Annotated in this window: 27 protein-coding genes; 10 read left to right on the top strand and 17 right to left on the bottom strand. The window is 38.0% G+C overall.

Annotated features, from left to right (window positions below):
- Positions 1-51: 51 nt before the first annotated feature.
- The 8 genes from ABS768_RS08405 to ABS768_RS08370 all read right to left on the bottom strand — a co-directional run bounded on the left by ABS768_RS08405 (position 52) and on the right by ABS768_RS08370 (position 8,220).
- Positions 52-1,278 carry a GyrI-like domain-containing protein gene (locus ABS768_RS08405; protein ID WP_408074514.1) on the bottom strand — a complete coding sequence of 409 codons (1,227 nt, stop codon included), beginning with the start codon at positions 1,276-1,278 and terminating at the stop codon, positions 52-54.
- A gap of 128 nt (positions 1,279-1,406) precedes the next feature.
- Complete coding sequence (locus ABS768_RS08400) at positions 1,407-1,784, bottom strand: hypothetical protein (RefSeq protein WP_408074513.1); 378 nt, start codon at positions 1,782-1,784, stop codon at positions 1,407-1,409.
- A gap of 12 nt (positions 1,785-1,796) precedes the next feature.
- Complete coding sequence (locus ABS768_RS08395; protein ID WP_408074512.1) at positions 1,797-4,028, bottom strand: COG3014 family protein; 2,232 nt, start codon at positions 4,026-4,028, stop codon at positions 1,797-1,799.
- 31 nt (positions 4,029-4,059) lie between these two features.
- Complete coding sequence (locus ABS768_RS08390; protein ID WP_408074511.1) at positions 4,060-4,656, bottom strand: penicillin-binding protein activator LpoB; 597 nt, start codon at positions 4,654-4,656, stop codon at positions 4,060-4,062.
- Positions 4,657-4,832: 176 nt separating this feature from the next.
- Positions 4,833-5,147 carry a hypothetical protein gene (locus tag ABS768_RS08385; RefSeq protein WP_408074510.1) on the bottom strand — a complete coding sequence of 105 codons (315 nt, stop codon included), beginning with the start codon at positions 5,145-5,147 and terminating at the stop codon, positions 4,833-4,835.
- Positions 5,148-5,280: 133 nt separating this feature from the next.
- Positions 5,281-5,895, bottom strand: a complete 615-nt coding sequence (locus ABS768_RS08380) for a response regulator transcription factor (RefSeq protein WP_330443024.1) — start codon at positions 5,893-5,895, stop codon at positions 5,281-5,283.
- Entirely contained in the window at positions 5,892-7,634 is a 1,743-nt protein-coding gene (locus tag ABS768_RS08375) for a tetratricopeptide repeat-containing sensor histidine kinase (RefSeq protein ID WP_408074509.1), read from the bottom strand. The genes ABS768_RS08380 and ABS768_RS08375 overlap by 4 nt, the downstream gene beginning before the upstream one ends.
- Positions 7,635-7,674: 40 nt before the next feature.
- Positions 7,675-8,220 (bottom strand): hypothetical protein, encoded by a 546-nt coding sequence (locus ABS768_RS08370; protein WP_408074508.1) that lies wholly within the window; start codon positions 8,218-8,220, stop codon positions 7,675-7,677.
- A 372-nt stretch (positions 8,221-8,592) separates the two neighbouring features.
- Between ABS768_RS08370 and ABS768_RS08365 the strand changes: the two genes are divergently transcribed.
- Complete coding sequence (locus ABS768_RS08365) at positions 8,593-8,976, top strand: pyrophosphohydrolase domain-containing protein (protein WP_408074507.1); 384 nt, start codon at positions 8,593-8,595, stop codon at positions 8,974-8,976.
- Between the two features lie 93 nt (positions 8,977-9,069).
- On the opposite strand, the gene ABS768_RS08360 is transcribed toward ABS768_RS08365, so the two are convergent.
- Entirely contained in the window at positions 9,070-10,128 is a 1,059-nt protein-coding gene (locus ABS768_RS08360) for a branched-chain amino acid aminotransferase (RefSeq protein WP_408074506.1), read from the bottom strand.
- Positions 10,129-10,323: 195 nt separating this feature from the next.
- Between ABS768_RS08360 and ABS768_RS08355 the strand changes: the two genes are divergently transcribed.
- From ABS768_RS08355 to ABS768_RS08340, 4 genes are all read left to right on the top strand, one after another.
- Entirely contained in the window at positions 10,324-10,905 is a 582-nt protein-coding gene (locus tag ABS768_RS08355) for a DUF4920 domain-containing protein (RefSeq protein WP_408074505.1), read from the top strand.
- Positions 10,905-11,366, top strand: a complete 462-nt coding sequence (locus ABS768_RS08350; RefSeq protein ID WP_408074504.1) for a hypothetical protein — start codon at positions 10,905-10,907, stop codon at positions 11,364-11,366. The genes ABS768_RS08355 and ABS768_RS08350 overlap by 1 nt, the downstream gene beginning before the upstream one ends.
- On the top strand, positions 11,367-12,029 hold the full coding sequence (gene mnmD / locus ABS768_RS08345; protein ID WP_408074503.1) for a tRNA (5-methylaminomethyl-2-thiouridine)(34)-methyltransferase MnmD: 663 nt from the start codon (positions 11,367-11,369) through the stop codon (positions 12,027-12,029).
- Positions 12,030-12,175: 146 nt separating this feature from the next.
- Positions 12,176-12,373 carry a hypothetical protein gene (locus tag ABS768_RS08340; RefSeq protein WP_408074502.1) on the top strand — a complete coding sequence of 66 codons (198 nt, stop codon included), beginning with the start codon at positions 12,176-12,178 and terminating at the stop codon, positions 12,371-12,373.
- Positions 12,374-12,425: 52 nt separating this feature from the next.
- Here ABS768_RS08340 and ABS768_RS08335 read toward each other — a convergent pair whose 3' ends face one another.
- On the bottom strand, positions 12,426-13,370 hold the full coding sequence (locus ABS768_RS08335) for a LysR substrate-binding domain-containing protein (protein WP_408074501.1): 945 nt from the start codon (positions 13,368-13,370) through the stop codon (positions 12,426-12,428).
- A gap of 133 nt (positions 13,371-13,503) precedes the next feature.
- On the opposite strand from ABS768_RS08335, the gene ABS768_RS08330 reads away from it, so the two are divergent.
- The 4 genes from ABS768_RS08330 to can all read left to right on the top strand — a co-directional run bounded on the left by ABS768_RS08330 (position 13,504) and on the right by can (position 16,722).
- Positions 13,504-14,007 (top strand): Dps family protein, encoded by a 504-nt coding sequence (locus tag ABS768_RS08330; RefSeq protein WP_408074500.1) that lies wholly within the window; start codon positions 13,504-13,506, stop codon positions 14,005-14,007.
- 58 nt (positions 14,008-14,065) lie between these two features.
- A complete protein-coding gene (locus ABS768_RS08325) occupies positions 14,066-14,350 on the top strand; it encodes a hypothetical protein (RefSeq protein WP_408074499.1) in 285 nt (94 codons plus the stop codon).
- 100 nt (positions 14,351-14,450) lie between these two features.
- Entirely contained in the window at positions 14,451-16,046 is a 1,596-nt protein-coding gene (locus ABS768_RS08320) for a SulP family inorganic anion transporter (protein ID WP_408074498.1), read from the top strand.
- A 40-nt stretch (positions 16,047-16,086) separates the two neighbouring features.
- Positions 16,087-16,722, top strand: coding sequence for a carbonate dehydratase (can, locus tag ABS768_RS08315; protein WP_157481970.1), 636 nt, complete (start codon positions 16,087-16,089; stop codon positions 16,720-16,722).
- 74 nt (positions 16,723-16,796) lie between these two features.
- On the opposite strand, the gene clpB is transcribed toward can, so the two are convergent.
- A complete protein-coding gene (gene clpB / locus ABS768_RS08310) occupies positions 16,797-19,394 on the bottom strand; it encodes an ATP-dependent chaperone ClpB (protein ID WP_408074497.1) in 2,598 nt (865 codons plus the stop codon).
- A gap of 128 nt (positions 19,395-19,522) precedes the next feature.
- Here clpB and ytxJ point away from each other — a divergent pair, with 128 nt between their 5' ends.
- Positions 19,523-19,915 carry a bacillithiol system redox-active protein YtxJ gene (ytxJ, locus tag ABS768_RS08305; protein ID WP_408074496.1) on the top strand — a complete coding sequence of 131 codons (393 nt, stop codon included), beginning with the start codon at positions 19,523-19,525 and terminating at the stop codon, positions 19,913-19,915.
- 29 nt (positions 19,916-19,944) lie between these two features.
- On the opposite strand, the gene ABS768_RS08300 is transcribed toward ytxJ, so the two are convergent.
- The 6 genes from ABS768_RS08300 to ABS768_RS08275 all read right to left on the bottom strand — a co-directional run bounded on the left by ABS768_RS08300 (position 19,945) and on the right by ABS768_RS08275 (position 25,824).
- Positions 19,945-20,226, bottom strand: coding sequence for a transposase (locus tag ABS768_RS08300; RefSeq protein ID WP_408074495.1), 282 nt, complete (start codon positions 20,224-20,226; stop codon positions 19,945-19,947).
- A 299-nt stretch (positions 20,227-20,525) separates the two neighbouring features.
- Positions 20,526-21,806: an argininosuccinate lyase gene (argH, locus tag ABS768_RS08295; protein ID WP_408074494.1), complete on the bottom strand. Its 1,281-nt coding sequence runs from the start codon at positions 21,804-21,806 to the stop codon at positions 20,526-20,528.
- Complete coding sequence (locus ABS768_RS08290) at positions 21,806-22,930, bottom strand: M20 family metallo-hydrolase (RefSeq protein WP_408074493.1); 1,125 nt, start codon at positions 22,928-22,930, stop codon at positions 21,806-21,808. The genes argH and ABS768_RS08290 overlap by 1 nt, the downstream gene beginning before the upstream one ends.
- 11 nt (positions 22,931-22,941) lie before the next feature.
- Positions 22,942-23,727 carry an acetylglutamate kinase gene (gene argB / locus ABS768_RS08285; RefSeq protein ID WP_408074492.1) on the bottom strand — a complete coding sequence of 262 codons (786 nt, stop codon included), beginning with the start codon at positions 23,725-23,727 and terminating at the stop codon, positions 22,942-22,944.
- Positions 23,717-24,667, bottom strand: coding sequence for an N-acetylornithine carbamoyltransferase (locus ABS768_RS08280; RefSeq protein ID WP_408074491.1), 951 nt, complete (start codon positions 24,665-24,667; stop codon positions 23,717-23,719). The genes argB and ABS768_RS08280 overlap by 11 nt, the downstream gene beginning before the upstream one ends.
- Before the next feature lie 23 nt (positions 24,668-24,690).
- Entirely contained in the window at positions 24,691-25,824 is a 1,134-nt protein-coding gene (locus ABS768_RS08275; RefSeq protein WP_408074490.1) for an aspartate aminotransferase family protein, read from the bottom strand.
- Positions 25,825-25,836 lie beyond the last annotated feature (12 nt).

The raw sequence follows: 25,836 nt of genomic DNA, 5'->3' as shown, positions 1-25,836 counted from the left end.
GTTTGTAATGTTAGTTAAGATAGGGTTAGCACCCTTTTTGTAAAAGGGTATTTATTTTAATCCCGACTGGTTTGTGGTATCCTGTACGGGTTTCTTTTTAGATGTTGTATCTTTTTTAGGTAAGGCTATAGTAGGTTGTACGCTAACGGGCTGTGTACTTATAGGGGTAACCGTTGGAGTTTTCTTTCTTACCGTGCGGGGTTTTGAAACTCTTGGTGTTTCTGTTACTGTTTCGGTACTGTCGTTAGCCTGCGTAGCCTCATCCTCAGGTAAAGAAGCACCTATTGGGATATAAATATCAGTAATCCATTCGGCAGTGTCCTTAGTATCGGCAGGGCCTTTAGTATATACTTCAAGGTACGGAAGTTCAAAATTTTCTTCCAGTTTATTTTTCTTTATGTTTTTAAAGGCAGCATCCCAAGCTTTTTTAAGATGCCTGTAGTCTCCTTTTAAAGTTGTTTTAAGCGCATTGAAACGCTTTATTTTTCCAGCTCTGAATTCACTGCCTTCAGACATCAGTATTTCATCTTCAAGCGGAATACAGGTCATGAACGCCGTACTGTCTTTAGCTTCGTCAAAAGTATAATAGTATGTAAAAGGTTTGCCGTTTGTTGCGATGTTATTATCTGTAACAAATTTGTTTACCCTGGCAAACATGTCCGGCATCTTCTGTTGCATTTCAGATATTTTGCAACTGGTGGAGTCGGCTATATAATAAGTTCCTTCTTTTATCATAACACCATCTACCTTTATTTCAAAAAAGTTGACACGGTTAACAAGCATGTAGTTAACCCTTTTAAGGCTGTGGTTAATTAGGTTAGCTACCTTTTTATCGGTTCCGCCCTTAAGTATGGCATAAGCCTTTTCCATAAAGCTAAGCTGCCCTTTCATTCTAAGGTTAACTTTAGTAGTTTCGGTTAATGTATCCTTAAATGTCCAGTGTACTTCAACCTCCCTGTCGTTTAGTACAGAAGTTTGCGTTATAGAATCGTTAGGGGAGGTAACAAGGTTTTTTACACTGCCTGTAGTCCAGTTGGCATAGGCGCCTTTGCCAATTGTTGTGTCAGAGAAAGTATAGACAGCAGTAGTGTCTTTTGTAAGAATTCCTGAGTTTTCCCAGTTTTTTAAATTTCCTACAAAGTTGTAAACCATGTCTTTTGGGGCTTTTATGGTTAGCTGTTCAGTAACATCATATTTACCGTTTTGGGTAGCTATGAATACAGTTCCTGCTATTGATGCCAGCAACAAGAGAAGGAATAGATACTTAACAATTTTCATATAGGCGGTGACTTTCTTATTTTACGTAAATGTATAAATTTCCTGTAAGAAAGCAAATAACTGTTAAGTTTAAGTACTAAAAAGCAAAAAACTCCGTTTAACGGAGTTTTTTATAACTTTTTTATGTCTTATTCACATTCTATAAAGTTCTCGGGATAAGGTGTCATACTCACTTTGTCTACAAGGATGTAAATATCCTCCAGGCCGGTAAACAAATCTATTTCTTCGCTTTGTTTGCCTGCGTTAAGCGTTTTCCTGTGAGTGGTTAATGTGTACTGTTGTATCTTATCTGTAACCGTATAGTTAAATGATATAAGATTATTGTAATTGTTTTTAAACTGCACTTTCCAGTGGTGCTGCTCTCCGTTTTTTCCGTCATATTTTAAGCGGAACTCAATTTTTGAGTAACAGCTTGTTTTTTGCCAGGCTTGCCATCCGTTATCGGTTTGGGCAAAAGCGGTGTTTAAGGTAAAAAAGAAAAATGCGAGTAGTATAAACTTTTTCATGAGCAATGTTTTTTATTGGAAATCTGTCGCGTTAACCCCTTCGTTAACCTTTATCTCTGCGGTTATCACCTCGTTGTTACCTGTAGGTGTTACCGTTTTGGTTTTAAAAGGGAATGTTAGACCGTTTACTTTTCTGTAATCAGAAAAATATGAGGTACTGCTTACTGTTCCTATTGTTGCCGAGCTAGCCACAAGAAGGCCTGATTCGACATCATAATAGTTTAGCATGTCGGCATTGGTTTTGGCATCTTTGTAGCTAATAACGTAGGCTTCCTTTTTACCTACAAAACCTATGCCTTCCAGCCTTGCATTTGGGTCTTTTAACGGAACAGAGTAATTATCTCTAAGTGTATTTCCGTTTTTAATAGACTCATACATGGTTTTGTCCAGTTCGGTAGGTTCCAAATCAGGCATCTTCATATACCCTCCGTTATCATTGATTACCAGGGTATAAGTAAGTTTACCGTCTGTATAGCTTTGAATAAGCATATCGTTTTGACTTGTCATTTTGGAAACTACTTCAATTTTTGTGGTAGTACCATTGTATTCACTGGACGTAGTTGTTCTCGACATAAGGGTTTTTATGCCCCTTATTCTATCTTCACCGCCTGAAGCAGCAATGTAATTATCAATAACCGATTTTACCGTTACATGGCTCGGTGCCGGATTAAATGCTTTTTTTTCTGCCGGAATGGTAAGCGGTTTTTTAACCTTTAAGTCAGACGAGTTTTGTGCCGTAAGCCCCGATGACATACCAGGAGTAGCCTCTTTTTTCGGAGCTGTTGCTTTCGGAGCTGCTGCTGTAGCATTATTATTTGCGACAGGCATAAGCTGTGTTCTTCCAAAATCAAAATAATTAACTATTTGCAGACCTTTTTTATACGGAATATAAATTGTATCGGTATCTATACCCTGAGGTCCCTGCTTTTTGATTAGGAATTTGTTTTCGCCTTCATGTAACGGTACGCGAATGTAGCTAATGGTAGCCGGCAATGTTTGCCAGTTACGGGTATCGGCTTGTTCGGTAGCTGCTCCGGCAACATCGCCTCCCAGTTTGATAAGATCTCCGGCGGTATCACCAAAAAGTTCTTTACCCAACGCGCCTAAACCGGCACTTGCTGCTTTTTTTGTAGCAAAACGGGCAACAAGATCTATGATTTCACGCAGCATTCTGTCTTTAAGGCACTGTTTGGCAATAGGATAAATGTCTTCGGCTAAGTTAAAAGGAACATCCTGATTGTTTACAACTATGGCCGCATTACTGTAATAAGTACCTCTTTCCCTGTACTTAGGAATGGCTATTGCATTTACACTACCTAAATCAAAGCCTACAGGTATAGGTATAAATATCTCTTCCTGTGTGGCTCCGTCATAATAGGTGCCGTAAAAGAAACCATCAGTACCGCTGGCAGTAATCACGATTTGATCTTTAGCCGGGCCAAACCCGTTTTCCCAAAATACTATCGCTTCTCCTGTTGCTTTAGTGGCAGCATCATCTGTAAGTTTGAACTTATTACTGTACTTTTCATAATCTTCCCTAAACCCCATCAGTTTTGAAGTCCTTAGCAGGTCTTTTTTTAACTGAAGAGGAGTAGGTACATCAAAGTACTGGTCACCGTTACGGGCATAAATTTCTTCGGCATTCCTGTAAGCAATAAAGGCATTGTTTATATCGTCTGTGCTTTCGTAAAGTATACCCTGTAGGATTTGAGAGAAGGCATCTTCACTATACTTGTTTTTATTTTCCTTATACTTCTCATTCAGTTCATATAGCTTAATGTTAATCCTTTTTGCCTCCACCAGAGCTTCGGCAGGTTGTCCTAAATGAAAATAGTTAAGGGCTTTGTAATAGTGAATAATTACCTTTTCAAAATCCTCACCCTTGTAGGGTTCGGCCATAGGATTGGTAAATTTCGCAGCTATGGCCTGTCCTGCATTGGTTTTGGTCATCCTGTCTTCAATCATGATGTAAGCTTCTTCAAAAAGGGCATTACTTACCTCATAATTTCCGCTAAGATGTTCTACTTTTCCTTTTTCCAGCAGGTATAAAAGCCTGTTTCTGTCTTTTTTAAGGAATTTATTATTATCGATGCCTTTTATGGCTTTATTAAAATCACCATTAAATAAATCGCTTTCAATATCTGCGGTTTTGGTGTTATAGGTACTACAGGATTGAAAGGCAATCAATAACAGCAGTAATGCCAGTTTTGCGGGCATTTTAAGTATGTTTTTGGTTGCTTTCATGTTGGTTGTTTATTTGGTATTAAAACAAAAATTACATGTTTTTCTTACCAATGTATTTTTTAATCTTTTTGTCACCAATCCATACTTTATCGTTAGTCTGGATGTTAGTAAGCTCAAGGTCAATTTGGTAATAAACAGTTTTTTCTTTAGACTTTTGATCTACAATAGAGTTTATTGTTCCCTGAAGCATGAAATCGGCACCGTTTTCAAGTCCGAATTTTTTCATGGTAGACTGAGATGAATAGTTTTGCTGATCGGCTCTTTCAGCTCTGATCTCTTCTCTCATAGGGCCACCCTGAACAAGTTTCATTCTACCTGAGTTGATGATTTCTTTTTCAATGTCTTTAGAGAAAGTTTCGGTAGCAATATGCTCGTGTGATTTATTAGTAATCATACCAACAATAATAACAGGTTTTTTACCTGAGTTTTCGGCAGCATAAGTACTGTACCAAGAGTGTGACATTAGTTCGGCAGTGATTTCCTCTGCAGTTAGTCTTGAGTCGGTATCGTTCCATCTTCCGCTTAGGTCTATAACACTGTCCTCATTTACACGTTGAACTTTAGAAGCACAACTGGTTAGGGCTAATCCTAAAACAAAAGCTAAAATAAATTTGTAAGAAGTTTTCATAATTATTCGGTTTGATTAATAATTCAAAAATAGTTTAAAAAAGGTTCTTGTTAAAATAATACTAAAACCTCTTTACAACATTGATGCCAGTTTTTTGGAAGCTGAATACCCGAAAAGGTATTTAGCTTATATTAATCTAATTAATTGTTTGTTTTTTAGGTGATTATTTTTTGTAATTAATCGTTAAAAATACTGCAGTCGTAATCAATCCAGAACTGAGCCTGTTCCTGATACAGGTAACCGTAACCACAGTCTTCGGCAGCATTAATAAGATTTAGGGCAGCAGTCCTAACGGCACTACAGGTAGAAGGTGTTGCATTGTTACTGAAAACAAGGGTTTTTTCATACAGAATGTCTGCCAGTATTTCCAGTTGATCCAGACACACGTCATTACCGCTTACCTCTGTAGTTTCTTCTTCTTCACAAGATACAAATGCCACAGGTAAAGTTAGTAGCATACATAACATCATGATTGTTTTGATTGTCTTCATAATAAATTGATTTTAAGGATAGTACTTTAAATTATTTATTACAAAGTTCCGTTTTGGGGTAAAGCAAAAAAATACCCATTGCTGGGTATTTTACTACAAAAAAAATCAAAATGATTTGTTAATTCTACCAAAACTAAAAATCATATTTCCGTTCCATGGAGTAGCGAAGGAGTTCGCTTTTACCATGCAGGCTTAATTTTTTAAGTATGTTCTTTCTATGGGTGTCTACTGTTGTTTTTCCAATAAAAAGGAGGTCGGCGATTTCCTGCGATGTTTTTCCCTGTCCTACAAGGTTGACAATTTCCTTTTCACGTTTGCTTAAAGGTACATCGCCTTCATCTTTTTTTGGAGTGGCCGCTTTTATAGAATCATCAAAAAAAGTTTCCCCTTTCATAACCGCTCTAATGGCTGCTAAAACTACTTTTAGGGAAGAATTTTTCATAATATAACCATCTACACCTGCCTGAGTCATTTGGCTAACGGCTTCTTCCTGTTCAAACATGCTAAAGGCGATAACCTTACAGTTTGGAAATTCCTTTTTTATTTCTTTTGTAGCTGCAATGCCGTCGGTTTTCGGCATTCGTATATCAGTAAGTACAATATCGGGTTTTTTGGAACGTACAATTTCCAACAGCCTTTCGCCGTCGTTAGCTTCACCCACAACTTTAATGTCGTCTTCGTATTCAAGAAAAATCCTGATACCGTCTATAAGCGACTGATGGTCTTCTGCAATAGCTAATCGTATCATATTGGTAAGTCTATTATTATGGTAGTGCCCTTACCCGGAGTGGAATCTATAGTAAAGGTGCCGCCAAGTTGTTCAACTTTTTTAGTAATGGTATTTAAGCCCATTCCGTTTGAAGATGGTGCTGTAGTACTTTTAAAGCCCACACCATTATCTTCTATTATGATATTGATATTGTCGTCATGGTTGGTAAGCTGAATAGAAGCTTCTGTTGCTTTAGAATGCTTTATAATGTTGGTACTCAGCTCCTGAACCATCCGAAAGATAGCAATTTCAATTTTATTTTCCAATCTTTTATTAAAACCAACTGCCAGAACCTCAATGGTTAAAGTGCCCGGGATTGATATTTTTCCGGCCATTTTCCTTATAGCAGGTATAAGACCTTCGTTAGCAAATACACCGGCATTTTTAGCATGGGCAATGGTTCTGACCTTTTGATAGGCATCTTCTATAAGCTGGTCTGTGCGGTCGTATAGTTTGTCTTCCTCTTCACGTATTTCATTTTTACGCATACGAAGGTGTTCAAAATTCATTTTAAGTGTAGCCAGCATACTGCCAAGGTTGTCATGAAGGTCGTTTGCGATACGCTCACGTTCTTTTTCCTGCCCTTCAAGCATAAGGTCAATACTGTTAAGCTCAAACTCCTTTAATGCTTTTTCCAGTTTTTGCTGCTCTATAAGTTTTTCCTGTTTGGAAATATATACGCGCCTGCGGGCATTTTTAATAATGAGGAATCCTATAACTAAGCTGGCTATAAGAAGCCCTATAAATATATATACCAAAATTTTACCTGTCTTTACTTCGGCAGTTAATACTTCATTTTTTAGTTCAGTTTCTCGTGTTTGGTACTTCGTTTGGATATCATTTATGGCGATGTTTTGTTTTTCTTCGTTTATGCTATCCTGATAAGTTTGATGTGTCAAATAGCTTTCGTAGGCCTTTTTATAGTCTCCTAATTCGTAATAATTTACGGAGAGAAAATAATTAATAGAGGCTTTTGTTCCTTTTATATAGTTTTTTATAGGTAAACTATTTGCTTTATTGAGTAGTTCAATGGCTTTTTGGTGATTGTTTTTGTAATAATAAGATGCCGCTTGGTTGGTGTAGTTTATTGATAAACCATAATAATCATTTATTTCATTAAGATAGGGGATGTCATTATTTAAATAATATAGAGCAGAGTCAGGTTTATTTAGGTATTCATTATATATAACGGCCAGATTTGTATTTATTAAAGAAGCTAATTTTTTATTTTTAATATCTTGATTGATTGAGAGAGCAGTTTTAAAGTATTTAAAACTTTCTTCATCTTCTTCATTGTCCAATTTAAAAGTAGCAATGTCTGCAAGTGCTTTTGCATACTTTAGAGAATCACTGCTGTTTTTAAAATAGTCAACGTATTCATCGAGATATTTTTGATAACTTATTTTAGAATTGTTTTTTTGATATTTTATTATGTTAGCCAGTTTTAAATTGATTTTTACCGCCTTTTCAATACTATCAATTTTTTGATATAATTTTTTTGATATTATATAGTTTTGAAATGCTTTGTCTTCAAAGTTTTTTAAGTCGTATATTTCCCCTTTTAAATAAAAATATTTAGCTTTATCATTATCTGAAAAAATACTTGTGTCCAGCTTATTTAGCTCTTGTAATGCTAATTCTTTATTATTATAAATTTTTTTTTCAATTTGAGAAAGATCCTGTGAATAACATATGCTCATAGGTAATACTATGAGCATATATTTGAGGATTATATATACTTTTTTAGTTATCAAATTACTAAACATTAATACTCTTTTTTATAAGGCTCATCCCCAGCTTTCTTGGGTTAGTATATATCCATTCTGGAATGCCTTTTTCTATTTTTTCGTCAGACTTATCAAAATTATTACTGTACGGGCCATTTTGTACCAATGAAAGTGAGTCTTTAAGCTTACTGTAGTGCTCTGTTACATCATTTATAATGCTTTGGGCAGTAGGGTCGTATTCATGAAAAATAATTACAAGGCAAGTTTCTTTTGTGTTATCTAATTTACAATTGGGATTGTATTGAATTAGTAGATTCCGATCAAATTCAATATACTGTTTTCCTGATGTGGTTTGAGGAAGTTTTCTAACTCTGCTTGCCTCACTTTTTATAAAAAGCATAACAGCATTTTTATATTCTCCATCTACCTCTTTAGAGATATCATATCCAGCGTAAACATCAAAATCATTTGTAGGTAATGAAATATTAAGATTAAGTTTTGTATTATTAAAACTTCCTTCATTTTCCGCGATTGTATAAGTAAGCGGATCGGTCAATGTTTTTTTCAGGTCTTCCATAATTTTTTGTTTTAAAAGGTTGGTTTACAAAATTGTAACACAAAAGGTAATAAAAAAATCCCCATTAGAGGGGATTTTAATTTTAATTTTTTAACAATTTTAGTAAGATTATTCTTTTACAAAATACTTAATGCAGAATAAAATTGCTATAAATGCAAGGAAAGCTATTAGTATCCAGTAACTTCCTTTATAATATTTTTTGTGAAGTTTAAGGTCTTTCCTGTAAACGTATATCATGACTGCTACAAACACTACAACGAAAAATGCAGCAAAATACAATTGGCCTGTACTAAACATGTTGAAATCTTTTTTGCAAAGCTACAATAAGCCTGTTTAATTTTCTATACTTTTAAAACTTAAAATACGATTATCATGAAAAAACAATTAGATGCCGTAAAGGAGTTTCACAGTGCTTTTGGATTAGGAATAAGTGAACAGCCAAAAGCCGATTTAGGAGAAGCTGTAAATATGCTAAGGTTTAACCTGATGAAAGAGGAGAATGAGGAATACCTTGAGGCTGTACAAAATAACGATCTTACCGAAATTGCCGATGCTCTGGGCGATATGCTTTATATTTTATGCGGAACTATTATTGAACACGGACTGCAATATAAAATTGAAGAGGTTTTTGATGAGATTCAGCGAAGTAATATGAGTAAACTGGGTGAGGATGGTAAGCCTATTTACCGTGAAGACGGTAAGGTAATGAAAGGGCCTAACTACTTTAAACCAAACTTTGAAGAAATACTTAAGTAGTATTCAGTTTAGAAGTTATACAGCACACTAAGCATAAAATAAATAAAAAGCCTCAGCATTTGCTGAGGCTTTTTCATACCTGTTTAAAGGCAATTATATTTTTACAGTCCAGCCAAAAGTATCTTCGGCAAGTTTGTACTGTATGTTATTTAATTTCTCTTTAAGAAATAATGCTACAGAGTTTTCCTGTTTTGGTAACTCGTAGTATTTCTCTTTGTAACTAAAACCTACTATAGGGTTTACTACAGCGGCTGTACCTGCGCCAAATACTTCCTGCAGAGTGCCATTTTCGGCAGCTTCTATAAGTTCACTAACAAGTACCGGGCGAACCTCTACATTAATACCTTCTCTTTTTGCAACCTCAATAAGGCTTTTTCTGGTAACACCATCAAGAATTCTTTCGCTCGTCGGTGCGGTATAAAGGGTATCATTTATCCTGAAGAATACGTTCATTGTACCTGCTTCTTCCAGCTTGGTATGAGTAGCATCGTCAGTCCATATTACCTGTTGGTACCCCTGTTCGTTAGCCAGCTTAGTAGGGTAGAACTGTGCCGAATAGTTACCTGCTGCTTTTGCAGCACCAATACCACCATTAGCAGCACGGCTAAAATGTTCGGCTATAAGTACTTTAACCTCTCCTGAATAGTATGATTTTGCAGGAGAAAGTATAATCATGAATCGGTAAAAAACAGCAGGAGCAGCTAGAACACCAGGTCCTGTTGCTATCATGAACGGACGAATATAAAGCGAGTTACCCTTACCTTTTTTTACCCATGCCTTTTCAATCTCTACAAGCTTTTTAAGTCCGCCTATAAATACTTCTTCAGGTACTTCGGGCATTGCAAGCCTTGTCGCCGACTTATTAAAACGCTCATAATTTTGATCCGGGCGGAATAACCATACGTCGTCATTCTCATCTTTATAGGCTTTCATGCCTTCAAAAATGGCCTGACCGTAATGGAATACTTTTGCAGACGGATCTATTAAAAAAGGCTCATAAGGTTTGATAACAGGTTTTTCCCATACACCGTTTTTGTAGTCACAAATAAGCATATGGTCGGTAAACACGTTGCCGAAAGTAAGATTCTCAAAATCAACTAAATCAATTTTAGAACCCGGGGCAAGGTTTACTGTAATGTCGTTTTCGTTCATTTATTAGATTAGTTATAATAGTAGTGTTCCTGCAAATTTACTAAAAAAAGTCAAAAAAGCAGAATTTGTTAAAAAATACGCAGAGAAACCCGTGTAAAATATTGGATGTTAGAAAAATAAATAATACATAGCTTTTTGCAGCCTTTATAATTTTCTGTATAAATTTGCATACACTAAACATAATTCGCTAAAAAAATGAAAAAATCATTATTTGCAGTGTCATTACTTTTGGCACTTACAGCCTGTAAAAACAATACAAATGTTGAATCAGAAGACACAGTTGTTGAAACTGAAAACGGAGCAATAAACATTAATACCGACTCTATTAACGAAGATGAGGAGGCTTTACATGTTGATGCTACAGCAAACGATGGTTTATATGCATCTTTTGGCGATGAGATTGATGCCAGCCAGGCATTAAGCAACAAAGAAATGTTTGAGAAGTATAAGAGTCTTAAGCCGGGAGATACAGTTAATGTAAAGTTCCGTGCGCATATTAACGACGTTTGCCAAAAGAAAGGCTGCTGGATGTCGTTAGGACTTGAGGAGGAAAACGAATCTTTTGTAAAGTTTAAAGATTATGCATTCTTTGTGCCGTTAAATGCAGCAGGGCAGGACGCTGTTGTAAGTGGTAAGGCTTTTGTTAGTGAAATTTCTGTAGAGCAGTTAAAGCACTATGCTAAAGACGGAGGTAAATCTGAAGCTGAGATTGCTAAAATCACTGAACCTGAAGTAAAATATGGCTTTATGGCCGACGGTGTTTTAATCACTAAATAATGGGGAAGAAGTTATTACCGGTATTATTGGCCTTTTTAATACTGGCATCATGTAACGACAAAACGCCCAAAGAAACTGCTACTGAAGCTGAAGTTCCTGTAAAGGAAGCTAAGGCCGAAAAGGAATTTGAGATGTATGAAATGTCTCCTATGGCAGCTTTGATGGAACAGATGTATGTTGACAATATGAGGCTAAGGGAACGTATTATAAAAGGGGATACCATAGGGGCTTTCCCAAAACATTTTTTAAGGATACATTCGGCAATGATGACTGATGAGTCAGACCGTGACTTGTTTTTTGAAGAGCATGCCAAACAGTATATCGAGGCACAAAAACGTATTTATATTGATACGGTTAATGTTAAGGAACGATTTAACGAGGGGGTAACCTCTTGCCTTAGCTGTCACGAGTCCAAATGTGGCGGACCTATACCAAGGATTAAAAAATTATACATCAGGTAATTGAAAAGAGAAATTATACAAACGCAGGACGGATCGGTAACGATACATCTTCCCGATATGAAGGAAAGTTACCACTCTAAATTTGGAGCTATCCGTGAGGCGTATCATGTTTTTATACAAAACGGGCTGACCTTACTACAGGATCGGCCTGTTTATGTTTTAGAGATAGGCTTCGGTACAGGGCTTAATGCCTTTATATCCTATTTGGAGTCGGTTAAAACAGGGCAGCAAATTAACTACACAGGGGTAGAGGCTTATCCGGTAGAAGCGGAGGAAGTAAAACTGCTTAACTATGTAGAGCAGCTTGAAGCGAAGCAACACAGTGACGTTTTTGAGGCTATGCACACTGCCCAATGGGAAGAGCCGGTTGAAATAAATGATAAGTTTACTTTACTAAAAAGAAAACAGTTTTTTAGTGAGATAGAAGATGTCGAAATGTATGATATTGTCTACTTTGATGCTTTTGGTTTTCATGCCCAGCCTGAACTGTGGACTGCCGAAATTTTTTCCAAAATGTATAAGGCTTTAAAACCCAATAGCGTACTGGTAACCTATGCGTGCAGAACAAGTATTAAAAAAGCGATGCAGGAAGCGGGTTTTACCACAGAAAAACTTCCCGGACCACCCGGAAAAAGAGAAATGCTAAGGGCTTTTAAATATTAATTTTATGTTAAAACTTTGAGTTAATAAAAATTTTAACGCAATCGATATAGTTAATTTTCATCGATATGTCATTTTTATTATTATCTTTACATGCATTCTAATAGAAGCACTAACCATTTAACACAATATTATTCATATTTTTAATTATGCCCAGAAGTATGTTTGCTTACACAAAAACAGTTTTGGAAAGCGTAAGTTTTGACCCAAAATTGTTTTGTAAGGAAGTAGAAAAAGCAATTAAGCTGTTATTACCATATGAAGTGGAACAGCTTGTAGACTGGCTTAATAATTTTACGACTGAAAAGCCTGAATTAAAAGCTTGTCTTATATATGTAGAACAATAAAAATTAAAGGAGTCCACAAGGCTCCTTTTTTATTTTTATGACCGCTTTGTAATTATTTATGAAGCGGAGAGGTAATCTCTACATTATGGAAAGCAATAGCACCCCTAACAACCCCTGTTATGGTAGTGCGCAATGCTTCTATAAGGTGCAGTTTAAGTTCCTTTTTGGAGTATATTAAACTCACTTCCCTTGATGGTCTTGGCTCTATAAAATGACGTAATTTTGTTTTTGCCTTTTCACTCATGTCTACAGTATGTAAATAAGGTAGTAATGTCATCCCTAAACCTTCATCTGCCAGTTTAACCATAGTCTCAAAGCTACCGCTTTCAAGGTGAAAACGGTTGTGTTGTGGCAGTGATGCCGCTTTACAAATGTTAAGTACATTATTACGGAAACAATGCCCATCCTGTAACAGCAGTATATTGTTTAGATTGTCTTCAAGGTCTTTAACGCTAAATTCTTTTTTACTAAACGCCGGGTTGTTTTCGGGTATGTAAGCTACAAAAGGCTCGTAGTATAATACTACTTCCTTAATACTTTCCTCACTAAGTGGGGTAGCTGCTATTGCCGCATCAAGCTGGCCACTTTTAAGCATTTTTATAATTTCCTCAGTGGTACGTTCCTCAATAATAAGGTTTACCTTAGGGTATTTGTTGGTAAAATTGGTAATAAACATAGGTAGCAGGGTAGGCATAACCGTTGGTATAATGCCTATTTTAAAGTCTCCGCCTATGTAACCCTTTTGTTGATCTACTATATCCTTAATACGGTTGGACTCATTAACGATGCTCCTTGCCTGTGTTACAATTTGCTGACCCACATCTGTTAGCTGAATAGGCTTTTTACCCCTGTCAAAAATTTGTACGTCCAGTTCTTCCTCCAGTTTTTGTATTTGCATACTCAGGGTGGGCTGGGTTACAAAGCATTTTTCGGCAGCAAGTGTAAAGTTTTTGTATTCGGCTACAGCCAATACATAGTGCAGTTGAGTTATGGTCATTATTAAAAAGTGTTAAGTATAGATTTTTATGATAAAATTATAAAAATCATCGATAACGCTTATATTTTTTTAAGGTTATTTTCTGTAACTTTGAGAGAGTAGATAACCTAATAAATAATATAAAAAGTAAAACATGAAAACGAAAAAAGAGAAAACAGAAGCCACGAACATATTGGGTTTACCGGTAAAAGAAACTGAAGTTATTGCAGCAGAGTTGAATATACTTTTATCCAACTTCCAGATATATTACCAAAACCTGAGAGGTATACACTGGAATATTCGCGGTAAACGTTTTTTTGACCTACACGTAAAATTTGAAGAACTTTATAATGATGCCCAGCTAAAAATAGATATGATAGCAGAAAGGGTACTTACACTGGGAGGAACACCTTTACATACTTTTGAAGATTATATTAAAAATAACAGACTTGAAGTAGGTAAAAATGTTTCTAAAGATGTAGATGCCGTACAGCTTATTATGACTTCCCTAAGTGATTTGTTAAAGATAGAAAGGGTGATACTGGATGAAAGTGATAAAATTAATGATGAGGGTACCAACTCTATGATGAGTGATTTTATTACCGAGCAGGAGAAAACCATCTGGATGATGAAAGCTTGGAGCGAAGAAGAAATTTAACATACGGAATTAAAAACTTATTTAGAACCGTTTAAAATATATTCGCTATTTTAGCAATGTGAAATTTCTTGTAAAAATAGTAATATTCCTTTTTCTGTCATTCCTGGCAACCCCTACGGTTATAAGCCTTCTGGAAGATGATACGGATATTTCTATGGTATACAGCCTTAATGAGGAAGAAATTCACAAAGAAATAAAAGAGATTAAAGCCGGACCCGAATTAGAGTTCGAAATGCCTCTTATTATAGTTGAAAAAAAATCTAAAGTTATAAATTCAAAATATCTCCTTAGGCTTGATAATGCCTTTGGAGATATTTTTTCTCCACCTCCCGAGAGAGTATAATTCAATTGCTGCCGCTATTTTTATATAGCTGGTTTTAAATGGGATGTCTGCCTATTGCAGGTGTTTAATACTATATTAATTGTATTATATTTTATCGGTTATGACAAAAAAGAATAATCTTTTTGCCAATTTTAAGTCTGATTTTCCTTCAGGTCTTGTTGTTTTTTTAGTGGCTTTACCGCTATGTCTTGGTATTGCACTGGCTTCTGGTGCGCCACCTTTATCTGGTATTATTGCCGGTGTGGTAGGTGGTATTGTAATAGGTTTCCTTAGTAATTCACATATAAGTGTATCTGGGCCAGCTGCCGGGCTTATCGCCATAGTATTAACAGCCATTGCTACCCTTGGCTCTTTTGAGGCGTTTTTGCTTGCTGTATTCCTTTCCGGGGTAATTCAGCTTGCACTGGGCTTCTTAAAAGCAGGTAGTATTTCCAATTATATCCCTGCCAATGTGATAGAGGGTATGCTTGCGGGTATTGGGGTTATTATCATTATCAAACAAATGGAACATGCTGTTGGGTATGATAAAAGCTATGACGGTAACGAATCGCTTTTCAGGCTGGACGGAGGTAATCCTTTCTCGGATATCCCCGATATTATTCAGCGTTTTGAGGGTGGTGCAGTTATCATTACCATTATATCCCTGCTTATACTAATTGTATGGGAGAGAGTACCTGCGCTAAAAAAACTGAAACTGTTACCGGGAGCCCTTGTGGCGGTAATTACCGGTATACTACTTAACGAGATTTTTACAAGAACGGGAAGTCATTTCGCTTTAAGCAGTGAGCACTTGGTTACTTTACCGGTGCCGGAGTCTTTTAGCGATATAGCCGGTTTTATAATCACCCCTGATTTTTCTGTTATTACAAATCCGGATGTTTGGATATCGGCAGCTACCATTGCCGTAGTAGCATCGGTAGAGACACTGCTTTGTATTGAGGCCTCCGACAGGATGGACGTACAGAAACGTTATACCGATACTAACAGGGAACTTAAGGCTCAGGGTATAGGTAATATGGTAAGCGGGTTTATTGGCGGACTACCTATAACATCAGTAGTGGTACGTTCCTCTGCCAATGCCAGCTCGGGAGCAAAAACCAAAATGTCGGCAGTGATTCACGGATTTTTATTACTGATATGTGTACTAGCCATTCCTTTTGTACTAAACAGAATTCCGCTTGCTACACTGGCAGCTGTACTGTTGCTTATAGGTTATAAACTGGCAAACCCTGCTAAGCTGAAACTTTTCTGGAAAAAAGGGAAATACCAGCTTGTACCATTTGTGGCTACACTTATTGCCGTTGTGGCGATCGACCTTTTAAAAGGTGTAGCACTTGGTATGGTTATAAGCATTATATTCGTACTTAAAGGAAACCTGCAAAGGGCTTACCATTTTAGGAAAGAAGCGTATGAGGAAGGCGATGTAATTCATATTGAACTTGCACAGGAAGTGTCTTTCCTTAACAAGGCAGCGATAAAATCTACCTTAAATGATATTCCTGAAAATTCAAAAGTAGTTATAAATGCATCAGACACGGTGTATATAGCCCATGATGTACAGGATCTTATCAAAGAATTTACAAATATACGTGCCAAAGAAAATAACATACAGGTACAACTGGTAGGCTTTAAGGATGCCTATGATTTGGATGATACCGAACATGTTTTTTTCGAACACACTAAAAAGGAACAATAAAAACAACTAAGTTTAAAGAATATAATTTACTGAAATAAATATGAGCGAGTTTTATAAACAACTGTTAGAGAATAACAAAAAGTGGGTTGAGAGCAAAATTGACAACGATCCTGAATATTTTGCAAGGCTTGCCGAGGGACAGTCACCACCGTTGTTATGGATAGGATGCAGTGACAGCCGTGTACCTGCAAATGAGATTGTAGGGGCGCAGCCGGGTGAGGTGTTTGTACACCGTAATATTGCCAATATGGTTGTTCACTCTGATATGAACATGCTTAGCGTACTGGATTATGCTGTTAACGTACTTAAAGTAAAGCACGTTATTGTATGCGGACATTATGGTTGTGGTGGTGTAAAGGCTGCTATGGGTAATGCTTCGATAGGGTTAATTGATAACTGGATTAGGCATATTAAGGATGTTTACCGTCATCATAAAACATATCTTGATTCGATAGTAAATGAAGATGATCGTTTTAACACCTTTGTAGAGATAAACGTAAAAGAGCAGGTGTATGACCTTGCCAAAACATCTATCGTACAGGGTGCATGGAAAAACGGACAGTCGCTTCACCTTCACGGATGGGTATATGGAGTAGGCTCGGGGATTGTAAAAGACCTTGGGGTTAACGTAAGCGATAACAATGATTTGGATAAGGTATATCGCCTTAGCCTTTAACAATAAAAAAAGGGATGCTGTTAAGCGTCCCTTTTCATTTTTATATTTACTACTATTATTCTTATTCACTATCCTTATTCGGGAATCTGGTTCCTGAAAACCAAATTGCCGTCAAAACTATCCAGTAGTATAATACTATCGGTTATAATCTTACCGCTAAGAATTTCTTTAGACAGTTCGTTCATCACTTCTTTTTGTATTACACGTTTTACCGGACGCGCCCCAAAATCAGGGTCATAACCTCTTTTGGCAAGGTAATCAATAGCTTCCGGAGTAGCATCGAGAGTAATGTTTTGCTTAGACAACAGTTTGGTAACCGATTTAAGCTGAAGGCTTACAATCTCCCTAATGTTATCCTGTGTAAGAGGAGTGAACATCACAATATCATCAATACGGTTTATAAACTCCGGTCTTACGGTTTGTTTCAGCAATCCAAGCACTTCGGTTTTAGCCGCTTCGGTAGCTGCTTCAATACTGCCTTTAAGGTTATCGAATTTTTCCTGTATAATTCCGCTACCCATGTTAGAAGTCATTATGATAATGGTATTCCTAAAGTCGGCTAAGCGGCCTTTATTATCCGTTAAACGACCTTCATCAAGCACCTGTAGCAGTATGTTAAAGGTATCAGGGTGGGCTTTCTCAATTTCGTCAAGCAGTACCACACTATATGGTTTTCTTCTTACGGCTTCGGTAAGCTGTCCTCCCTCATCATACCCCACATATCCCGGAGGCGCACCTACAAGTCTGCTCACACTGTGACGTTCCTGATATTCGCTCATGTCAATACGCGTCATTGCATTTTCATCATCAAACAGGTAGGAGGCAAGCGCTTTGGCAAGCTCAGTTTTACCCACACCCGTTGTACCAAGGAACAGGAACGAACCAATAGGTTTCTTTTGGTCCTGTAACCCGGCTCGGCTACGTCTTACGGCATCACTCACAGCTTGTATAGCCTCTTCCTGCCCCACAACACGTTTGTGCAGCTCTTCTTCCAAATGGAGTAGTTTTTCGCGCTCACTCTGTAGCATTTTGGTTACAGGTATACCCGTCCATTTGGCAACAACTTCGGCAATATCCTCGTTGGTAACTTCCTCTTTTATAAGGCTGTTTCCTTTTTGGCTTTCCTGAAGCTGTTTCTCCATTTCGTCCAGTTTCTCCTGAGCCTCTTTGATTTTACCATAACGAAGCTCGGCTACTTTACCGTAGTCACCTTCACGTTCGGCACGTTCGGCTTCCAGTTTAAAGTTTTCCACTTCTGTTTTTGTAGCCTGAATGTTGTCTACAATATCCTTTTCGCTTTTCCATCGGGCATATATCTCGTTGCGTTCTTCCTTAAGGTTAGCCAGTTCCAGTCCTAACGATTTAAGTTTTGTTTCATCGTTTTCACGTTTAATGGCCTCAATCTCAATTTCAAGCTGCATTATTTTACGGTCCAGTACATCCAGCTCTTCGGGTTTGGAATTGATTTCCATACGCAGTTTTGATGCTGCTTCATCCATAAGGTCGATAGCCTTATCGGGTAGAAAACGGTTGGTAATATAGCGTTGTGAAAGTTCAACTGCAGCTATAATAGCGTCATCTTTAATACGTACCTGATGATGGGTTTCATATTTTTCCTTAATACCACGTAGTATGGAAATGGCACTTTCGGTATCAGGTTCATCTACCAATACCTTTTGGAAACGACGTTCCAGTGCTTTGTCTTTTTCAAAGTATTTTTGGTACTCATCAAGCGTAGTGGCACCTATGGCCCTTAGTTCACCACGGGCAAGGGCAGGTTTCAGGATGTTAGCTGCATCCATAGCACCTTCACCACCACCGGCACCCACAAGGGTATGAATCTCATCTATAAACAGTACGATATCACCTTCGGCAGAAGTTACTTCTTTCACAACCGATTTAAGTCTTTCCTCAAACTCACCTTTGTATTTTGCACCTGCAATAAGGGCACCCATGTCCAGTGAGTAAACAATTTTGTTTTTAAGGTTTTCGGGTACGTCTCCCTGAATAATACGGTGTGCCAAACCTTCGGCAATAGCGGTTTTACCCACACCCGGTTCACCCACCAGCATTGGGTTGTTTTTTGTTCGTCTCGAAAGGATTTGCAGCACACGGCGTATTTCCTCATCACGACCAATTACCGGATCCAGTTTACCATCGTTAGCCAACTGATTAAGGTTTTTGGCATATTTGTTTAGTGAGTTATAGGTTTCTTCGGCACTGGCCGATGTTACTCTTTCTCCTTTACGAAGTTCTTCAATAGCCGCTTTAAGGCCTTTTTCGGTAACTCCCTGATCTTTTAATATTTGGGCTACTTTACTTTTTGAGTTAAAAATGGCCAGTAACAGGTGCTCTATGGAAACGAACTCGTCGTTCATTTTACGGGCAATGTTTGATGCCTCTGTTAATGCTGATGCCGCATCGCGGGATAACGACATTTCACCTCCCGATACTTTAGGGAAGCTTTGCAGGGTGCTGTCCAGTATTTGCTGGAACAGCTGTACATTAACGTTAAGTTTTTTAAGTAAAAACGGAGTTACATTTTCGTCTACTTCAAGAATAGCCTTTATAATGTGCTCGTTTTCAATTTGCTGATGACCATAACCCTGAGCAATTTGCTGTGCTCTTTGTATGGCTTCCTGAGATTTTATTGTATAATTATTAAAGTTCATGTTCGAATTGTTTAAATTTGATATGCTTAATTCAATTTATATTCCAATAAGTAAAATCTGACGAAATGTCTGTTTTTGCTGTAAAAAATAACTTTTAAACAGACAAAGTGTCTGAAAACATGACGATTATGAGTTTTTTTGATAAGATATTCGGCGATTCTAACAGTAAAGTTAGCGGTTCTGGTTCAGAAATGTGGAACGATTTAACAGAAATAAAACAGTTGGACGAGATAGAGGAGGAGTCACACCAAATTCCTGTTATTATATTTAAACACAGTACACGATGTGCCGTTAGCCGAATGGCTTTAAAGCAGTTTGAACAGGAGTATGCCATTGATGCCAGCAAGGCTAAACCGTATTTTTTAGACCTGCTATCTCACAGGGATATATCTAATGAAATTGCTGATCGTTTTGATGTGATGCATCAGTCACCACAAATTATACTTATTAAAGAAGGTGTGGCGGTATATGATACATCTCACGGTGCTATTGATGCCGGTGTGGTAAAGGGGATAGTGTAGTTGAAAATTAAAAAAATAATAAGGAGATATTATGCGGGCTCCCGAAATATGTATTTTTCATCATAATCAACGTCAAACTTTTTAAGGAATTCAAGGTATTCTTCCTTAAAAGATTGCTTTTTATGATGCTCTTCCTGTTTGTGGATATGATCGGGCATGCCGTTAATGGCTAAAAGTTTGTGTCCGTTATTTTCTACAATACCAGAAATATAAAGATAGAGTTCTTTTTTCCAGACAGGAGAAATTAGAGAAGTTCTGTGTTTAACTGCAAAAACAAATTGTAAATGTATTTGAGTGTAGGTATTTGCCATGAGGTAAGGTGTTTACTACAAACATAACAAATCTATTTATTCCCTAGCGGGAAAAAAATATCATAATATAAATTTCTACCGAGATAAAATCCCTAAAGGGATTAAATAATTTGTATATAGAACATCATCTAAACATTTATTTAATAGAATAAGATTTAATACGAGTTTTATACTAGATTACAAATCCATATAGGTTTTAATAAAATTATTACAAGCTAATTTCTAGATCCCGTTAGGGATTTTATATTGGTAGAGAATAGGATGTTACAACGTAATGTTTCCCGTTAGGGAATAAATAATTAAATTATATTTTCCATTTTTTGTGCAATCTCAGCCAGACACAGGTTGTTAATGCTACCCTCATGAGAGTGTTTTGTGGCTTTAGGAGAAACAAACGTACCGTTCTCTACCTGTTCTCCTACCATTTTATAGGCATCCCTAAAAGGTATACCCTGAGCTACCAGTTCGTTAAGAGCATCTACCGTAAACAGGTAATAGTATTTCTTGTCATCCAGTATATTGTGGTTAACCTTAATTTCCTTAATGGAATAATGTGCCATTTCAAGGCAGGATTTCAATGTTTGTAAGGCAGGAAAAAGTCCCTCTTTAAGCAACTGAAATTCCCTGTGGTAACCACTAGGTAAATTATTGGTTATAAGGGTAAGCTCATAGGGCAGTGCCTGTATTTTGTTACACTTACCACGTATAAGCTCAAAAATATCAGGGTTCTTTTTATGCGGCATAATGCTCGACCCTGTGGTTAAGTGCTGTGGCAGACTTATGAAATTGAAATTCTGACTTAGGTACAGGCAAATGTCCATAGCCAGTTTTGATAATGTACCAGCTACCGATGCCAGTGCAAAGGCAGTAGTTTTTTCGGTTTTGCCACGGTTCATTTGTGCAGCTACCGAATTGTATTTTAATGTCGAAAATCCCAGTTCGTTTGTGGTGAAAGTCCTGTCTATAGGGAAAGAGCTTCCGTACCCTGCCGCCGAACCTAACGGATTCTGGTCGGTTACGGTAAGAGCGGCATTCAGCATAACAACGTCGTCAATAAGGCTTTCGGCATAAGCAGAAAACCACATCCCAAATGATGACGGCATAGCTACCTGTAAATGTGTATACCCCGGTAACAGTACATTTTGATACTCATTTGCCATAGCCATAAGCAGGTCAAAAAGTTCCTTTACCTGTTGTTTTATGATGGTAAGTTCAGCTTTCAGGTATAAGTGAACATCAGTAAGAACCTGATCGTTACGGGAACGTGCCGTGTGTATTTTTTTTCCGGCATCACCCACCTTTTCGGTAAGCAGGTATTCTACTTTGCTGTGTACATCTTCAAAGCTGTCTTCTATCACAAAGTTTCCGGCTTTAATGTCTGCCAGTATTTCTTCCAGTCCGGTAAGTAGTTCGCTTACTTCTTTATCGTTTAATAGTTCCGTTTTTCCAAGCATTTTGGCATGTGCCATAGACCCGATAACATCATATTCTGCCAGTACAAGATCCAGTTCGCGGTCGTTGCCTACGGTGAATATGTCGGTTTTCTTATCTGTTGGTATGCCTTTATCCCAAAGTTTCATTATTGTTGTTTTAATTTGGCCTCATCAGCCGTTTTGGTAGTATAATTAAGAAATTGGGAAAGTATTTTTATATACAGTTCAACTCCTTCTTTAATTTCATTGATATAAATAAACTCATCTGCCGAGTGTGAACGCAGCGATAATCCCGGTCCCAGTTTTAACGACTGGCAGCTTAGTACGGACTGGTCTGAAAGGGTAGGAGAACCATACGTAGTTCTGCCCAGTGCTACCCCCGCCTGTACAAGAGCATGCTCTTTTGCGATAGATGATGAGTTGAGGTGCAGTGACCTTGGTTTTACTGTTACCTTACCATTTTCAATACCCAATTTTATAGTTTCCAGCACTTCAAGGTTGGTATAACAGTCGTTTACCCTTACATCCACAACCAAATTACACTCTGCCGGAACCACGTTATGTTGTTTTCCTGCATTGATTTGGGTAACCGTTATTTTAACCGGACCCAACACTTCAGATACCTTTTCAAACGTATAATCCTTAAACCACTCAATAACCCTTAATGTGTTATAAATAGCCATATCATCGTTAGGGTGCGCAGCATGTCCCGGTGTTCCGGTTATGGTTACGTCCAGTACCAGTAATCCTTTTTCGGCTATAGCAAGTTGCATTTCGGTAGGCTCGCCCACTATGGCACAATCCAGTTTGGGTAAATGTCTCAATACACTGTTCAATCCGTTAGGACCGCTGCTTTCTTCTTCTGCCGAGGCAACCATTACAATATTATAAGGCAGATTTTCGGCCTCATAAAAATAGGTGAAGGTAGCGATTAATGATACCAGGCACCCGCCGGCATCATTACTACCCAGTCCAAACAGTTTGCCATCCTGCTCAATAGCCTCAAACGGATCTAAAGTATAAGCCTGATTGGGCTTTACTGTGTCATGGTGAGAGTTAAGCAGCAGGGTAGGCTTACCTTCGGTAAAATGCTTATTGAAAGCCCATATATTATTGTTCTCCCGTTTAAAAGGGATACTGTTATTATCAAACCATGCCTCAATCAGTTTTGCCGTATTCTCTTCTTCCGATGAAAAAGACGGAGTGGCAATAAGTGATTTTAGCAGTGATATTGCTTCTTCGGTTAGGGTATGGATTGTTTTTAAACTCATAAGTTTTATTTTTAGAGAGCTACCTGTGTATAGGGTGTATCTCCCTTTTTTATCATTTTGGGACTGCCTATATATACTGCCGACACTCCTTTATTAAGGGCATCATAGCAGTTTTCCAATTTGGGGAGCATACCCGAATGGATTACTTTTTCTTCACGTAACTGGCTGTATTTACTAAAAGTAAGTTTTTTTATAACCGAATCGTTATCATCGGCATTGCTAAGTACACCTTTTTTCTCAAAGCAATACAGCAGATTTACGTCAAAGTCTTTACTGCAGGCAACAGCAAGTGCACTGGCAATGGTATCGGCATTGGTGTTAAGCAGTTGCCCGTTACCATTGTGCGTAATGGCACAAAATACCGGAACCACATTTTGCTGTAATAATACCTTAACCAGTTCATGGTTTACCGAAACAATATCGCCTACCCAGCCAAAATCTATAGCTACATTCTTCCTTTTTTCGGAAAGGATCATGTTACCATCTGCTCCTGTAAAGCCTAAAGCATTGTTTTGCAACGCCTGTAACTGTGCTGTTATATCTTTATTGATAAGCCCAGCATAAGTCATAACCGCCACATCCAGCATTGGTGTATCGGTAATTCTCCTGCCTTCATGAAAAACTGGGATTATACCTAAACCTTCAGCTGTTTTGGTTGCTATTTTGCCTCCGCCGTGTACCAGTATTTTGTAACCGTTTAGTGCTGCAAAATCGTTTAGGAATGCCTTTAGGGCAGTTTTACTGTCAATCACATTGCCGCCTATTTTTACAACGGTAAGTTTTGGCTTATTCTCCATGTTCCAGTATTTTGGTTAGTATTGCCTGTGCGGCATAGGTTCTGTTATTGGCTTGAGCTATCACGATAGATGTTTCACTATCCAGTACCTCATCAGTAACAATCATATTTCTCCTTACCGGAAGGCAATGCATAAACTTAGCATTGTTGGTAAGCTTCATCTTATCGGCTGTTACGGTCCACGACGGATCTTTACAGGTTATTTGCCCGTAATCAATATAGTTGCTCCAGTTCTTTGCATAGATAAAGTCGGCATCGGCAAACGCCTCATCCTGATTGTGTGTAATGGTAACCCCTTTGGTAAATTCAGGGTTAAGCTCATAACCTTCGGGATGCGTGATAACAAAATCAACGTCGGCCTTTTTCATTACCTTAACGAAAGAGTTAGGCACAGCATGCGGCAGCGCTTTAGGGTGTGGTGCCCATGTAAGTACTACTTTTGGCCTTTTTACGGTTTTGTATTCCTCTATTGTCAGGGCATCGGCAACAGCCTGTAAAGGGTGTTCGGTAGCGCCTTCAAGGCTTATTACCGGAACGGATGCATATTTTTTAAATGCAGAGATTACCTGTTCTTCCTCATCTTTTTCCTTATCGGTAAGGGTAGGGAAGCTTCTTACTGCAATAATATCACAGTATTGCGATACAACCTGTGCGGCTTCTTTAATATGTTCGGCCTTGTTACCATCCATTACTACGTCGTCTTCAAACTCCAGTGCCCAGCCTTCGGTATTAAGGTTCATCACAATGGCATCCATCCCAAGGTTAAGGGCAGCCCTTTGTGTGCTGAGCCTGGTACGTAGGCTAGGATTGAAAAACAATAGTCCCAGGGTTTTGTTTTCTCCTGTTTTTTTGTTGGCAAATGGTGCCTCCTTTATGTTTTTAGCTAACGCAATCAGTTCGTTAAGATCCTGAATGTCGTCTACCGAAGTGAAGTGTTTCATTTTGTAATTAATTGAAAAATAACTTATAAATCCTTTAATGCATTTTTAAGACCGATAAAAAAGCGGTCAACGTCCTCCTCGTTTATAGACAGTGGCGGTAGTATGCGCAGCAGGTTTTTTTGTGATGCACTACCGGTGAATATAAACTCGTTATAAATCAGTTTTTTCCGTAATTCGTTTATCTCAAAATCAAACTCAAGCCCCAGCATGAGTCCGCGTCCTTTGATTTTTTTAACCTGTGGTATAAGGGCAGCCTGTTCCTTAAAATAGGCACTCATATCATTAACATTGTCTATAAGGTTTTCCTGTTCTATAACATCAAGCACCGCAGTTGCGGCTGCACAGGCAAGGTGGTTACCGCCAAAAGTGGTTCCCAGTAAACCGAATGAAGCCTTAAACTTAGGTGAGATAAGGATACCGCCAATAGGGAATCCGTTACCCATACCTTTTGCCATTGTAATGATATCAGGCTTTATGTTGTGGTACTGGTGTGCAAAGAATTTACCCGAACGCCCGTAGCCACTCTGTATTTCATCCAGTATGAGTACCACATCATTATTGTTGCAGGCTTTCTCTATAGCCTTAAAGAAAAGGGTAGTGCCCTCGTCCAGTCCGCCTACACCCTGAATCCCTTCTATAATAACACAGCAAACATCTCCTTTATCCAGTTCTTTTTTTAACGCTTCCTCATCGTTAAGCTGAAGGAAAACCACTTCGTGCCCTGCATTGAGTGGTGCAACTATCGATGGGTTATCTGTAGCGGCTACTGCGGCAGAGGTACGTCCGTGGAAAGCCTTATCAAAAGCAATAACTTTCTTTTTACCGTTATGGAACGATGCCAGTTTAAGGGCATTCTCGTTAGCCTCGGCACCCGAGTTGCACAGGAAAAGGCTATAATCAGGATAATCCGAAAAGTTTACCAGTTTTTTACCCAGTTCTTCCTGTAACGGATTTTCGATAGAGTTGGAATAAAAGCCCAGTTTAGCTACCTGCTCACTCACAGCCTTTACGTATACCGGGTGTGAATGCCCGGCAGAGATAACTCCGTGACCTCCGTAAAAATCAAGGTATTCCTGTCCTTTATCGTCCCAAACTTTTGCCCCCAGCGCCTTTACCGGAGTTATATTATATATAGGGTATACATTGAATAAGCTCATTGTATGTTACTT

The sequence above is a fragment of the Flavobacterium rhizophilum genome (genome assembly GCF_046000485.1).
Lineage (GTDB): Bacteria > Bacteroidota > Bacteroidia > Flavobacteriales > Flavobacteriaceae > Flavobacterium > Flavobacterium rhizophilum.
The sequence above is the reverse complement of the archived record's forward strand: the minus strand, read 5'-3'. Positions and strand labels throughout refer to the sequence as shown.

Coding starts and splice junctions, on each gene's coding strand:
- ABS768_RS08395 (WP_408074512.1), bottom strand. CDS start 4,028: ATGAAAGCAACCAAAAACATACTTAAAATGCCCGCAAAACTGGCATTA.
- ABS768_RS08365 (WP_408074507.1), top strand. CDS start 8,593: ATGAAAAAACAATTAGATGCCGTAAAGGAGTTTCACAGTGCTTTTGGA.
- ABS768_RS08360 (WP_408074506.1), bottom strand. CDS start 10,128: ATGAACGAAAACGACATTACAGTAAACCTTGCCCCGGGTTCTAAAATT.
- ABS768_RS08380 (WP_330443024.1), bottom strand. CDS start 5,895: ATGATACGATTAGCTATTGCAGAAGACCATCAGTCGCTTATAGACGGT.
- ABS768_RS08370 (WP_408074508.1), bottom strand. CDS start 8,220: ATGGAAGACCTGAAAAAAACATTGACCGATCCGCTTACTTATACAATC.
- ytxJ (WP_408074496.1), top strand. CDS start 19,523: ATGAGTTTTTTTGATAAGATATTCGGCGATTCTAACAGTAAAGTTAGC.
- ABS768_RS08400 (WP_408074513.1), bottom strand. CDS start 1,784: ATGAAAAAGTTTATACTACTCGCATTTTTCTTTTTTACCTTAAACACC.
- ABS768_RS08330 (WP_408074500.1), top strand. CDS start 13,504: ATGAAAACGAAAAAAGAGAAAACAGAAGCCACGAACATATTGGGTTTA.
- argB (WP_408074492.1), bottom strand. CDS start 23,727: ATGGAGAATAAGCCAAAACTTACCGTTGTAAAAATAGGCGGCAATGTG.
- ABS768_RS08340 (WP_408074502.1), top strand. CDS start 12,176: ATGCCCAGAAGTATGTTTGCTTACACAAAAACAGTTTTGGAAAGCGTA.
- can (WP_157481970.1), top strand. CDS start 16,087: ATGAGCGAGTTTTATAAACAACTGTTAGAGAATAACAAAAAGTGGGTT.
- ABS768_RS08335 (WP_408074501.1), bottom strand. CDS start 13,370: ATGACCATAACTCAACTGCACTATGTATTGGCTGTAGCCGAATACAAA.
- ABS768_RS08355 (WP_408074505.1), top strand. CDS start 10,324: ATGAAAAAATCATTATTTGCAGTGTCATTACTTTTGGCACTTACAGCC.
- ABS768_RS08390 (WP_408074511.1), bottom strand. CDS start 4,656: ATGAAAACTTCTTACAAATTTATTTTAGCTTTTGTTTTAGGATTAGCC.
- ABS768_RS08280 (WP_408074491.1), bottom strand. CDS start 24,667: ATGAAACACTTCACTTCGGTAGACGACATTCAGGATCTTAACGAACTG.
- ABS768_RS08350 (WP_408074504.1), top strand. CDS start 10,905: ATGGGGAAGAAGTTATTACCGGTATTATTGGCCTTTTTAATACTGGCA.
- ABS768_RS08375 (WP_408074509.1), bottom strand. CDS start 7,634: ATGCTCATAGTATTACCTATGAGCATATGTTATTCACAGGATCTTTCT.
- ABS768_RS08320 (WP_408074498.1), top strand. CDS start 14,451: ATGACAAAAAAGAATAATCTTTTTGCCAATTTTAAGTCTGATTTTCCT.
- ABS768_RS08300 (WP_408074495.1), bottom strand. CDS start 20,226: ATGGCAAATACCTACACTCAAATACATTTACAATTTGTTTTTGCAGTT.
- argH (WP_408074494.1), bottom strand. CDS start 21,806: ATGAAACTTTGGGATAAAGGCATACCAACAGATAAGAAAACCGACATA.
- ABS768_RS08385 (WP_408074510.1), bottom strand. CDS start 5,147: ATGAAGACAATCAAAACAATCATGATGTTATGTATGCTACTAACTTTA.
- ABS768_RS08290 (WP_408074493.1), bottom strand. CDS start 22,930: ATGAGTTTAAAAACAATCCATACCCTAACCGAAGAAGCAATATCACTG.
- clpB (WP_408074497.1), bottom strand. CDS start 19,394: ATGAACTTTAATAATTATACAATAAAATCTCAGGAAGCCATACAAAGA.
- ABS768_RS08275 (WP_408074490.1), bottom strand. CDS start 25,824: ATGAGCTTATTCAATGTATACCCTATATATAATATAACTCCGGTAAAG.
- ABS768_RS08405 (WP_408074514.1), bottom strand. CDS start 1,278: ATGAAAATTGTTAAGTATCTATTCCTTCTCTTGTTGCTGGCATCAATA.